Here is a 12,598-nt window from a genome sequence, read left to right on the forward strand (position 1 = left end):
AAAGTAGAATTGGCGGTTCTGCGTACCGCCACCTTGTCTTGAGCGGTCACCCTCTTTTTTACGGAGATCGCCTTGCGTCTGTTTCATACCTCCGACTGGCACCTTGGGCAAAACCTGCACGGCCAGGAACGCGACTTCGAACACACCTGCTTCCTCGACTGGCTGCTGGGCCAGTTGGGCCTGCATCGCCCTGACGTGCTGTTGATCGCCGGCGATATTTTCGACACGGTCAACCCGCCACTCAAGGCCCAGGAGCGGCTGTACGACTTCATCATCAGCGCCCATGAGCAAAACCCTGCACTGACCATCGTGATGATCGCCGGCAACCACGACTCCGGCTCGCGCATCGAACTGCCGGCACCGTTGATGCGCCGCCTGCGCACCCACGCATTGGGCCGGGTGCTGTGGCTGGATGACGGACAACTGGATGTCGAACGCCTGCTGATTCCATTGCCCGGTGCCGACGGTGAAATCGCCGGCTGGTGCCTGGCCCTGCCCTTCCTGCGCCCGGCCGAAGTGACCGGCGCGCAATTGGGGGACGATTACCTGCGGGGCATCGGCCAGGTTCATGAGTGGCTCATCGCCGCCGCCAACGCCAAACGCCAGCCGGGCCAGGCGCTGGTTGCCATCAGCCATGCGCACATGGCTGGCGGTTCAGTGTCGGAAGATTCCGAGCGCAGCCTGATCATCGGCAATGCCGAAGCGCTGCCCGCCAGCCTGTTTGATGCCAGCGTCAGCTACGTGGCCCTCGGCCATTTGCACAAACCCCAGCGGGTGAATGGCGAGGAGCGTATTCGCTACTGTGGTTCGCCGATTCCACTGTCGTTTTCGGAAATTGGCTACCAGCACCAGATCCTTGACGTGCAACTGGACGGCGAAACCCTGGTCAGCGTCGAATCCCGCCTGATCCCGCGCTCGGTCAACCTGCAACGCCTGGAAGCCGCGCCCCTGGCCGACATCCTCAAGCAACTGGCCGAGCTGCCCGACATCGACCTGCTGGCCGAAACCCAGCGCCAACCCTGGCTGGAAGTGCGGGTGCGCCTCGACGAGCCGCAACCCGACCTGCGCCAGCAAGTGGAAAACGCCCTGCAAGGCAAGGCCGTGCGCCTGGTGCGCATCGCCGCTGAATACGCAGGCGCGGGCAGCCGCGAAGACAGTCAGGAAGACCGCCTGATCGAACTTGATCAGCTCACACCCCAGGAATTGTTCAGCCGCGCCTGGCAGGAAAGCTACGGCAGTGAAGTGGACGAACAGACCCTGAAGGACTTCGCCGTGCTGCTCCAGGAAGTACAACAGGAGGGCGAACAGCCATGAAGATCCTCGCCATTCGCCTGAAAAACCTCGCCTCTTTGGCGGGTCCGTTTGAAATCGACTTTACCGCCGAGCCCCTGGCCAGCGCCGGGCTGTTCGCGATTACCGGGCCCACCGGCGCCGGCAAAAGTACCTTGCTCGATGCGCTGTGCCTGGCGCTGTTTGGCGCCGTGCCGCGCCTGGGCGATACCGGCCAGGCAAAAATGCCGGATGCCGACACCGATATTTCCATCGGTGACCCACGCACCCTGATTCGCCGGGGCACTGGCGGCGGTTATGCCGAAGTGGATTTTGTCGGCGTCAGTGGCCGTCGCTACCGCGCCCGCTGGGAAGCCAACCGCGCCCGGGACAAGGCCAGCGGCAAGCTGCAAGCCAGCCGGCAAAGCCTGATCGACCTGGACAGCGAGCAACTGCTGGCCAGCCAGAAAACCGAATACAAGACCCAGCTGGAATTGGCCCTGGGCCTGAACTTCGAGCAGTTCACCCGCGCGGTGTTGCTCGCGCAAAGTGAGTTCAGCGCGTTCCTCAAGGCCAACGACAACGAGCGCAGCGAACTGCTGGAAAAGCTCACCGACACGGCGCTCTACACCCAACTCGGTCGCCGCGCCTTCGACAAGGCCAAGGACGCCCGGGACGCCCACAAACACCTGCAGGACCAGGCCACCGGCGTCACCCCGCTGGCCCCCGAGGCCCGCGCCGAACTCGACGCACAACTGGCCGCCGCACAGCAACAGCTCAAGACCCAGCAGGCGCAACTCAAGCAACTCGAGTTGCAGCACACCTGGCTGAAGGAACTGCGAGAGTGGCAGGAGCGCCAACAAAGTGCGGTCGAGCAACTGCAACAGGCCCAGCAACACTGGGCAAGCCAGGGCCCGCAGCGCCTGGACCTCAGCCGCCTGGAACAACTGGCGCCGCAACGTCACCACTTCGCCCGCCAGGCCGAACTGACCACGCAGCTGCAGCCCCTTGCCGCGCAGATCCAGCAGCACCTTGAGCAACAAACCGCGTTGCACACCCGCCAGACCCAACTGCAACAGCAACAGGCCGACGTGCAAGCCGCCCTCGCCCAGGCCCTCAAGCAGCAAGCCGACGCTGTGCCCTTGCTGCGCCAGGCCTTCGAGGAGCAAACCACCCTCGCCCACTTGACCCGCGAACTGGCCAAACGCAGCGAAGAGAAACAGCTGGGTGAAGCTGCCTGCGTGGAAGGCCAGGCGACGTTGACCGGCTTGCTCGACAAGCAGAAAGTTGTCGCCGAGCGCCTGCACCGGCTCGCCGCAGAGCTTGAACGCAGCGCCGCCCTCGCGCCGTTGAGTGAGGCCTGGAGCGCCTACCGCGACCGCTTGCAACAGCTGATGCTGATCGGCAATCGCCTCAATAAAGGCCAGGCCGAACTGCCACAACTGGAAGAGCGCGCCACCCGTCTCGGTGAAAAATGGACCGAGCAACGCGAAGCCCTTGACCTGCTGTACCACGAAGCCGGCGCCGAACCCCATGCAGTGGCCGAACAGATCCAGTTGCTCGGCAGCCTGCTCCAGGACAACCGCAAGCAACATCGCGCGTTTGAGGACCTGGCGCGGCTGTGGAACAGCCATCAGCAACTCGACAGCCAGAGCCAGGCCCTGACGCAAAAGCAGACCCTCGCCCAGCAACAACGCGAACTGTTGAACCAGAGCGGCTTGCAGGCCAAGGCCGAGTTGGCCGTCGCCGAACAGACCCTGACCGTCACCAAGCAACTGCTGGAGCGCCAGCGCCTGGCCCGCAGTGCCAGCGTCGAGGAATTGCGCGGCCAGCTGCAGGATGAGCAGCCGTGCCCGGTGTGCGGCAGCGTCGAGCACCCGTATCACCAGCCCGAAGCCATGCTGCAAAGCCTGACCCGCCACGACGAAAGCGAAGAAGCCAACGCGCAGCAAGCCGTGGATGTGCTCAAGGAAAAACTCACTGACCTGCGTGGCGAAGTGGGCGGCCTGATCGCCCAGCAAAAGGAATTCCTGCAACAACAGGAGCAACTCGCCAGCCAGTTGCAGGCCTTGCTGCCAAGCCTTGAAGCCCATCCGCTGTCGGCCTCGCTGTTCAACCAGGACGCGGCCAAGCGCGACGCCTGGCTCGCCCAGCAACTGAGCCAGCTCAGCCAGAGCCTCACCCAGGACGAGCAACGCCAGGGCGCCCTGCTCAACCTGCAACAGAACGCCGGGCGTTTGCAGCAACAACTGCAAGCCGCCCAGGACGCCAGCCAACAGGCGCGCCAGTTACTGATCGACCAGCAACGGGAACTGTCCAACGACCGCGAACGCCTGGACGAAGAACTCAACGCCTTCGCCAGCCTGCTCCCCACCGAGACCCTCGAAGGCCTGCGCAGCGAGCCGGCGGCGACCTTCATGTTGCTCGACCAGCAGGTCAGCCAGCGCCTGGAACAGCTCGACAACCAAAAGGAAGAATTGGCCGAGCAGCTACAGCGCCAGCAAGCCATCGAGAAAGAGCAGGACCGCCAGCAACACCGCCAGCAGCAGCTGGAGACTTTGCACAAACAGCTCGCCGAACAGAGCGCCCTGCAACACGCGGCCGAGGAAAAGCTCGCCGGCCTGCTGGGCGAAAAACCCAGCGCCGAGCACTGGCAACAGCAGCTGGACCAGGCCGTCGAGCAGGCTCGCCAGCATGAGAGCGAGGCCAACCAGCAGTTGCAGGACACCCGCAACCAGTTGATCCAACTGGCTGCCGACCTCAAGTCGCTGCAAGAGCGCCAACAATCCCTGGACACCGAGCACCTGGCCCTCAGCACGCGCCTGAACGACTGGCGCGCCTTGCACCCGGAGCTCGATGACGAAGGCCTGGCACGGCTGGTGGGCTTCGATGAACCGCAGGTGGCCGAACTGCGCCAGCAACTGCAACACAGCGAAAAAGCGGTCGAACAGGCGAAGGTGTTGCTGCAGGAGCGCGAACAACGGCTCAAGGATCACCAGGCGCTGCACAACGGCAACCTTGAAGCCGAGCAGCTGGACGACGCCCTGGCCGAACTCAACGCCGCGTTGGCCATTGGCGAAAAAGACTGCGCCGAACTGCGTGCCCGCCAGGCTGACGACCAGCGCCGCCAGGATGCCAACCAGGCGCTGGCAGCAGAGATCGCCAAGGCCTACGAAGAATGGCAACGCTGGGCACGCCTGAATGCACTGATCGGTTCGGCCACCGGCGATACCTTCCGCAAGATCGCCCAGGCCTACAACCTCGACCTGCTGGTGCACCACGCCAACGTCCAACTGCGCCAACTGGTGCGCCGCTACCGCCTCAAGCGCGGCGGCAGCATGCTCGGCCTGCTGGTACTCGACACGGAGATGGGCGACGAACTGCGTTCGGTGCACTCGTTGTCCGGCGGCGAGACGTTCCTGGTGTCGCTGGCCCTGGCCTTGGGCCTGGCGTCGATGGCGTCGAGCACGTTGAAGATCGAGTCGCTGTTTATCGACGAAGGCTTCGGCAGTCTCGACCCCGAGTCGCTGCAACTGGCGATGGACGCCCTCGACGGCTTGCAGGCCCAGGGCCGCAAGGTCGCGGTGATTTCCCATGTGCAGGAAATGCACGAGCGGATTCCGGTGCAGATTCAGGTCAAGCGCCAGGGCAATGGCTTGAGCACCCTGGAGGTCAAGTGAGCGAGGCCGTGTTGTATTCGTTCCGCCGTTGCCCCTATGCAATGCGGGCGCGGATGGCCCTGCGGTATTCAGGGGTGGCGGTGCAGATCATCGAGGTCAGCCTCAAGGCCAAGCCGGCGGAGATGCTGGCGTTGTCACCCAAAGGCACGGTGCCGGTGCTGAGCGTGGATGGCCGGGTGATCGATGAAAGCCTGGCGATCATGCGCTGGGCACTGGCACAGAACGATCCTGAGGGTTGGTTGCTTGGGGATGATCGGGCGACGCAGGCGCTGATTGAAGAGAATGATCAGGGCTTCAAACATCAATTGAATCGATACAAGTATGCCGAGCGCTATCCGGAGTATCCGATGGAGCATTATCGGGCCGAGGGTGAGGTATTTTTGATGAAGCTGGAGGGGTTGCTGGCGGAGCGGGAGTATTTGCTGGCCGGGCATTTGAGCCTGGCGGATGTGGCACTTGCACCGTTTGTGCGGCAGTTTGCCCATGTGGATCGGGAGTGGTTTGGCCAGGCGCCCTATCCGCGATTGCAGGGCTGGTTGCAACGCTTCCTGGAATCGCCGTTGTTCATCGCCGTGATGGCAAAAACCTGAGACTGTCGCAGGACAAAATGTGGGAGCGGGCTTGCTCGCGAAGGCGGTGTATCAGTCAGCCCATGTATAGACTGACCCGGCGCTTTCGCGAGCAAGCCCGCTCCCACATTTGATCTTCATCAGCTTCAAGATCAGTTCTGGATTTTGTGGTCCAGCGCTGCATAGAAGTTGGCGCTTTGTTGCAGGTATTTCTGGGTGTAGGCGCTGGTGCTGGTTTTTTTGCTGCTGATTTCAACACTGGCGCTGGCTGGCAACGCTACGGTGGCGGAAACAGCGGAAGCGGCGATGATCGAGAAAAGATTGAAGTTCATGTCGGTAACCCTTGTGTTCGGTTGGCTTGGTGGCCTGTGTTGGCCTTGGAACCAAACTTACGCCCGAGGGGTTAGCCTTAGAAATTCATTGAAACACTAGCCGCTATTAATAGTATTAATACAACAAGTCAGGCCCCGCACTGCGGGGCCTGTGGCTTATTGCCGCACCAGGAACTTGAGGTCGCTGGGGGCATCAATCGCCAGTTTCTGCACGGTTTTGCCCAAAAGACCGGTCTTGGGATCGCGCTCGACGACCACAATCTCGTTGCTCTTCTGGTTGGCGATCAGCAGGAACTTGCCGCTGGGGTCCAGGGCGAACTCCCGGGGATGGTCACCTTCCACCGATCGGCGCTGGATCTCTTTGAGCTGCGCAGTGGCCGAATCGATGGCAAACACCAGCATCTGGTTGGCGGTGCCACGGTTGCTCACGTAGAGGAACTTGCCGTCGCTTGAGGTGTGCAGTGCAGCACCGGCCTTGTCGGACACCGGCTGGCCATCCGCGAAGTTGACCAGTTGCTTCTGGGTCAGCTTGCCATCGTTGTAGTCGAACACCGCCACTTGCGCGCTCATCTCGGTGGTCAGCCACGCGTGCTTGCCGTCTGCGGTGAACAGCAGGTGCCGCGGGCCGCTGCCCGGTGGCAATTGCACAAACGCAGGGTCGGCCGGGGTCAGCGGCAGTTCATGGTTGGCCTTGGGGTCGTAGTGGTAGGCAAAGATCTTGTCCGCCCCCAGGTCCTGGACAAACACGTATTTGCCGTCCGGCGAAGACACCACCGAATGCACGTGGTTGGACGCCTGACGCTCCGGGTTGACCCGGCTGGCCGGGTGCCCGCTCAACTGCACCGGCGGCGACAGCTTGCCCTGGGCATCTACCGGCAACACCGCGAGGCTTCCTCCCGGATCTTCCAGCACCGAATAGTTGGCCACGAACAGATAGCGCCCATCACTGGCCAGGCTGGAATGGGTCGGCTCGTTGCCCAGGCTCTGCACCTGGTTGATCAGGGTCAGTTGATGGTTCTTCGGGTCGATGCTGTAGCTGCTGACGCGCCCCACCGGGTCTTTTTGGCCCGGGCCGTTTTCGTTGACCACAAACAGGTGCTTCTGGTCCTTGGACAGGGTCAGCCACGACGGGTTGGCCGCCTTGGCGGCGAGCACCGGCTGGCCGTTGAACTGCCCGGTACGGCTGTCGAACTGCAAGCGGTAGATACCTTCACTGGTGCCGGCGGTGTAGCTGCCCACCAGCAACTCATAGGTGTCCACCGGCGCAGCCTGGACCGACATTGCGCCTACGCTGCCGGCCATCAGCAGGGGCCAGAATTTACGCATCATCATCCGCTTCATCCTCGTCATTATTGTTGCCGGTGACGCCGCTCATGCAGACCAGGCGGTGTTCGCCCTTGTCATCGGTAAGTGTCCAGCTTTGCAGGGTTTGATCAAAGGTCGCCGCCTTGACTTGCTCCAGGGTGAAACTCCAGCGCTTCTCGACGCGACCGTCCATGCAGATGATCGATAACGTCTGGTCATCCAGGCTGAAATCGAAGCTGTGCAGGCCATCGATTTCGACCATCTGGCAGTCTTCAAAAGCGTCGGGCAAGGTAGCGGTGTCGGCAGTCATAACCATCAATCATCAAGAGGAAAGACCTCATGATAGGTCAAATCGTTGCATCGGCCTAAGCCCGCGCAATGCAAAACGCCGTGGCACAGGCCACGGCGTTTTGGCAAACAGCGTTGGATCAGTGGGCGAACAGCGAATTGCCCTTCTGCCCCGCCAGCTTCTCGGGCTTGATCAGGAAGCGTGCCAGCGCCGGCAGCAGCCACAGCGCGCCGAACATGTTCCACAGCAGCATGAAGGTCAGCATCAGCCCCATGTCGGCCTGGAACTTGATGGCCGAGAAGATCCAGGTGCATACGCCGATTGCCAGGCACAGGCCGGTGAACAGCACGGCTTTACCGGTGGACTTGAGCGTCTGGTAATAGGCTTCCTGCAACGGCAGGCCGGCCCGCAGGAAACTCTCCAGGCGGCTGTAGATGTAGATGCCGTAGTCCACGCCAATCCCCACCCCCAGCGCCACCACCGGCAAGGTCGCGACCTTGACACCGATGCCCATGAACGCCATCAGCGCGTTGCCCAGCACCGAGGTCAGCACCAGCGGCAGCACGATGCACAGGGTCGCCGCCCACGAGCGGAAGGTGATCATGCACATGGTGGCCACGCACAGGTACACCAGGATCAGGATGGTCAGCTCGGACTCCTTGATCACCTCGTTGGTGGCCGCCTCGATCCCGGCGTTACCGGCGGCGAGGATGAATTCCAGGCCGTCCTTGTTGTTCTCTTTCGCGAAGTCCTGCACTGCATGCACCGCGCGGTCGAGGGTTTCGGCCTTGTGGTCGTTGAGAAACACCAGCACCGGCGCCAGCGAACAGTTGTTGTTATACAGGCCATCGGCACGGGCAATGGAGTTGTTCAGCACGTCCGGGTTGCGCGACAGGGTTTCCCATTTCAGGTTGCCCTCGTTCATGCCCTTGATCATCTGCTTGGACACGGTCACCAGCGAGATGGCCGACTGCACGCCTTCGGTGTTCTGCATCTTCCACATCAACTGGTCGATGGGCGCCATGGCTTCATACCGCGAGCAGCCTTCGGGCGGAGTCTTGACCATCACCACCAGCACGTCGGAGCTGGTGGAGTAGTTGTTGATGATGAAATTGTTGTCCTTGTTGTATCGCGAGTCCGGGCGCAGTTCCGGTGCACCCTGGTCGAGGTCACCGATCTTCAGGTTCTGGCTGTACCAGAGGCCGCCACCAAAGGCGATCAGCGCCAGGGCAATCGACACCGGCGCGACCTTGGGGCTGGCGAACTTCGACAGCAGGCGCCAGAACGGGTGTTCGCGGTGCGCATCCTTCTTGCTCTTGGCGATGGCGCGTTTGCTGATGCCGACATAGGAGATCGCCACCGGCAGCAGGATCAGGTTGGTGAACACGATGACCGCCACACCCACCGAAGCACCGATTGCCAGCTCGCGGATCACGCCGATATCGATGATCAACAGGGTGATAAAACCGACCGCATCGGCGAGGATCGCGATCATGCCCGGCAGGAACAGCTGGCGGAAGGTACGCCGGGCCGCGGTCAGGGCGTTGTCGGCATCACTGGATTGCAGGGCGATGCCGTTGATCTTCTGTACGCCGTGGGAAATACCGATGGCGAAGATCAGGAACGGCACGAGCATCGAGTAGGGATCCAGCCCGAAACCCAGGGCATGCATCAGCCCGAGCTGCCAGATCACCGCCACCAGCGTGGTGCTCAACACCGCGACGGTACTGCGCAGGCAGTTGGTAAACCACAGCAGCAGCACCAGGGTGATGACGAAGGCGATACCGAAGAACATCACCACCATCACCAGGCCGTCGATCAGGTCGCCGACCTTCTTGGCAAAACCGACAATGTGGATCTTGACGTTGGGGTTCTGCGCTTCGAACTTGTCGCGGATCTTGTCTTCGAGCTCATGGGAGAACTTACGGTAGTCCAGGGCCAGCAGCTTGCCCTGGTCCTGTGGGTCCGGATAGGACTCCAGCAGCGGAATGTCGACGATGCTCGACTTGAAGTCGTTGGCCACCAACCGTCCGACCTGCCCGGACTTCAGCACGTTGTTGCGCAACTGGTCGAGGCTTTCCGGCGAGCCGTTGTAGCTCTGCGGGATCACTTCACCGCCGGCAAAGCCTTCTTCGGTAACTTCGGTCCAGCGCACGCTGGGGCTCCACAGGGACTTGAGGCCGGAGCGGTCGACGCCGGAGATGTAGAACACCTCGTCGTTGATCTGGCGCAGGGTCTCCATGTACTCCTTCGTGAAGATGTCACCGTCCTTGGCCTCCACCGAAATGCGCACCGTGTTGCCCAGGTTCGCCAGGTCGTTGCGGTGCTCCATCATCCTCTCGATGAAGGGGTGCTGGAGGGGGATCATTTTTTCAAAGCTGGTGGACGGGCGAATCAACGTCGCCTGCCAGAACAGGAAAATACTCACCAGCAGGCAGATCGTGATGACTGCCGGGCGGTTATTGAAAATCAGGCGCTCGAGAAACGTGGCCTTGTCGTTGTGATGACTGCTCATTGTGTCCCCGCCTTCTTATTGTTTTGTCGGCTCGGCGCCGGTTGGACTGGCCACGCGAACGCCGCCCTGCCCCGCCAGAATCAAGTTGCCGTTGCCCGCCGCGGTGACCGCCGACAGCGAAATGCGGTCCGGGCGATTGAATACGCTGAAGGTCAGGCCGTCGTCGTGGCTGACCACCACGCTGCCACCGTTGCCCACCACCACGATGGAACCGTCGTCCAGCAGGGTCGCCCCCGACAAACCGAATTCCAGCGCGCCACGAGTGGCGTTCAGCTCCACCGGCTCCCAGGTGCTGCCAAAATCCGTGGAGCGGAACAGGTTGCCACGCAGGCCGTAGGCCAACAGCGTCTGCGCCTGGGCGGTGCCGATCACGCCGAACAGCGAGCCCTCGTAGGGGCCTTCGAGTTTTTCCCAGGTTTGCCCCTCGTCATGGGAGCGGAACATGCTGCCCTGCTCACCGACGATAAACAGCCCGGCATCTTTCACCTGGGCGATGGCGTTGAGGTGGTATTGGTCTTCGTTGTCGAGGCGGTCGCTGACGTCGTCCCAGGTCTTGCCCCCGTCGGTGGTTTCGATCAGCGCACCGTAGGCACCCACGGCAAAGCCGTTGCTGGCGTCCTTGAACCAGACGTCGAGCAGCGGTGCTTCGCGCTTGAGGTCCTGGAATTGTTGGGTCCAGGTAACGCCGCCGTCGGTGGTGGCGAGGATCTGTGCGTCATGGCCCACCGCCCAGCCGTGTTGGTCGTCGGCGAAAAATACGGCGGTCAGCAGTTGCCGGGTGGGGACTTTGGCTTGAGTCCAGGTGGCGCCCTGGTCGTCGGAATAGAGGATGTGCCCGCGATCACCGACCGCGACCAGGCGCTTGCCTGCGTGGACCACGTCGATCATCAGGCTTTTGGCGGCCTTGGGGGAGTCAATGGCGAACACCGCGGCGGCGGTGGTTTCTGTGGCGGCATGGGCCGGTGTCGACAACGCGACAACCCCCAGCAACGAGAGCGCTGTGGCCAGCAATGCGACCCTGCGCGTGGCCTTCGGGCGGAAAAACACCACACCCATGACAGGCTCACTCATAGACCTTTCTCCCATTTATTATTGTTAGGTCGTCTTGCCGCGGGGAGCCCTGAAACCTGCAATCTAGAGCGCCTTGGGCAAGCTGGGCCATCCTAGCGGGCTTTGGAATCGTCTGACAATCGGCGCTACGTTATGTTTTGTTAACTGGAGGGGTTTGGGTCGGTGCTGAATGTAGTGCTATCAGCGGCGGTGATCCGTGGAGGGGGGCTGTTGGGGTGAGGGGGCTTGCTTCCGCTGGAGTGCGCAGCGCTCCTACGCTTTTTGGGGCCGCTGCGCAGCCCAGCGGGAGCAAGCTCCCTCGCCACGGGTGAGGTGTGGGCCTTGGAATGAATTTTTATTCTATGTGTTGAGTTTTGGGAATATTTATTCCATAAATAGGCTTCTCAATACAATAATTCGAAGGAACCCGGCTATGCGCGAACTCGGAATCGGCCTGATTGGTACAGGCTTTATGGGGCGTGCCCACGCCTTGGCGTTCAATAATGCGCGGGCGGTGTTCGAGCTGCCGGTGAAGCTCACGCTGGCCGCCCTGGCCGATGCCGATACCGAGCGCGCAATACGCTGCGCCAATGACTGGGGGTTTGCCCAGGCCCATGGCGACTGGCAGCAGTTGATTGACGATCCCAAGGTGGATGTTGTCGCCATCACTACTCCCAACCATTTGCACTACCCCATGGCCATGGCTGCACTGGCGGCAGGCAAGGCGGTGTATTGCGAGAAGCCGCTGGCGGTGAGCCTGGAGCAGGCGGCCGCGATGCGTGATGCGGCGAGCAAGGCCGGGGTGGTGACGCGGGTGGGTTACAACTATCAGCACAACCCGATGATTGGTTTGGCCCGGCAGTTGATCGCCCGCGGTGAGTTGGGGGAAATCATCAGTTTTCAGGGGGAATTCAGCGAGGATTTCATGGCGGATTCGGCGTCGCCGTGGTCGTGGCGCTGTGAGGTGGGACATGCCGGCGGTGCGTTGGCGGATCTGGGCAGCCATTTACTGTCCATGGCGCGCTATTTGGTGGGGGATGTGGTGAGTGTGTGTGCCGATACGCAAACGGTGCACGGGCAGCGGCCTGCCACCGCCGGGAGTGAGACGCTGCGGGAGATTGCGGTGGATGACCAGGTGCATGCGTTGTTGCGGTTTGCCAATGGGGCACGGGGGACGGTGAGCAGTAGCTGGCTGAAGCATGGGTATAAGAATCACCTGAGCTTTGAGATCAGTGGCACGCGGGGCACGTTGTCGTTTGATCAGGAACGGTTGAATGAATTGCAGCTGTTTCGGGTTGGGCAGGAGGGGTTTCAGCGGGTGTTGGCGGGGCCTTCGTTGCCAGGGTATGCGGCGTTCAGTCCGGCGCCGGGGCATCAGTTGGGGTACAACGAGTTGAAGACGCTGGAGGTGCATGAGTTGGTGATGGCGTTGGCCGGCAAGGGCAGTGACGGGACGGATTTTGCGGCGGCTTGGGAGATTGAGCGGTTGGCCACGGCGATTCGGGTGGCGGCCAAGGAGGAGCGGTGGGTCAGGCTGAATGAGGTCTAAATGTGGGAGCGGGCTTGCTCGCGAACGCGGTGGGTCAGCC

General features: G+C 61.9%; 9 protein-coding genes. 4 read left to right on the top strand and 5 right to left on the bottom strand.

Annotated elements, in window-relative coordinates; genetic code table 11:
• Positions 1 to 72: 72 nt before the first annotated feature.
• From V6607_RS19865 to V6607_RS19875, 3 genes are read left to right on the top strand one after another with little or no spacing between them, the layout of a single operon-like run.
• A complete protein-coding gene (locus tag V6607_RS19865; protein ID WP_134326895.1) occupies positions 73 to 1,314 on the top strand; it encodes an exonuclease SbcCD subunit D C-terminal domain-containing protein in 1,242 nt (413 codons plus the stop codon).
• The gene (locus V6607_RS19870; protein WP_134326896.1) at positions 1,311 to 4,949 is read left to right on the top strand and encodes an AAA family ATPase; all 3,639 of its coding nucleotides are present in this window, start codon (positions 1,311 to 1,313) and stop codon (positions 4,947 to 4,949) included. Before V6607_RS19865 ends, V6607_RS19870 begins: the two co-directional genes overlap by 4 nt.
• On the top strand, positions 4,946 to 5,539 hold the full coding sequence (locus V6607_RS19875; RefSeq protein WP_134326897.1) for a glutathione S-transferase: 594 nt from the start codon (positions 4,946 to 4,948) through the stop codon (positions 5,537 to 5,539). The genes V6607_RS19870 and V6607_RS19875 overlap by 4 nt, the downstream gene beginning before the upstream one ends.
• A gap of 131 nt (positions 5,540 to 5,670) precedes the next feature.
• Here V6607_RS19875 and V6607_RS19880 read toward each other — a convergent pair whose 3' ends face one another.
• The 5 genes from V6607_RS19880 to V6607_RS19900 all read right to left on the bottom strand — a co-directional run bounded on the left by V6607_RS19880 (position 5,671) and on the right by V6607_RS19900 (position 11,015).
• Positions 5,671 to 5,850, bottom strand: coding sequence for a hypothetical protein (locus tag V6607_RS19880; RefSeq protein WP_003211212.1), 180 nt, complete (start codon positions 5,848 to 5,850; stop codon positions 5,671 to 5,673).
• A gap of 156 nt (positions 5,851 to 6,006) precedes the next feature.
• Complete coding sequence (locus tag V6607_RS19885; protein ID WP_134326898.1) at positions 6,007 to 7,182, bottom strand: lactonase family protein; 1,176 nt, start codon at positions 7,180 to 7,182, stop codon at positions 6,007 to 6,009.
• Entirely contained in the window at positions 7,169 to 7,465 is a 297-nt protein-coding gene (locus tag V6607_RS19890) for a DUF5629 family protein (RefSeq protein WP_003211207.1), read from the bottom strand. Before V6607_RS19890 ends, V6607_RS19885 begins: the two co-directional genes overlap by 14 nt.
• A 118-nt stretch (positions 7,466 to 7,583) precedes the next feature.
• The gene (locus V6607_RS19895; RefSeq protein ID WP_003211205.1) at positions 7,584 to 9,959 is read right to left on the bottom strand and encodes an RND family transporter; all 2,376 of its coding nucleotides are present in this window, start codon (positions 9,957 to 9,959) and stop codon (positions 7,584 to 7,586) included.
• Positions 9,960 to 9,974: 15 nt separating this feature from the next.
• The gene (locus tag V6607_RS19900; protein WP_003211203.1) at positions 9,975 to 11,015 is read right to left on the bottom strand and encodes a YCF48-related protein; all 1,041 of its coding nucleotides are present in this window, start codon (positions 11,013 to 11,015) and stop codon (positions 9,975 to 9,977) included.
• 427 nt (positions 11,016 to 11,442) lie between these two features.
• Here V6607_RS19900 and V6607_RS19905 point away from each other — a divergent pair, with 427 nt between their 5' ends.
• Positions 11,443 to 12,558 (top strand): Gfo/Idh/MocA family oxidoreductase, encoded by a 1,116-nt coding sequence (locus tag V6607_RS19905; RefSeq protein WP_134326899.1) that lies wholly within the window; start codon positions 11,443 to 11,445, stop codon positions 12,556 to 12,558.
• Positions 12,559 to 12,598 lie beyond the last annotated feature (40 nt).

It is taken from the genome of Pseudomonas sp. KK18 (genome assembly GCF_037094675.1).
In the GTDB taxonomy this organism is placed as follows: domain Bacteria; phylum Pseudomonadota; class Gammaproteobacteria; order Pseudomonadales; family Pseudomonadaceae; genus Aquipseudomonas.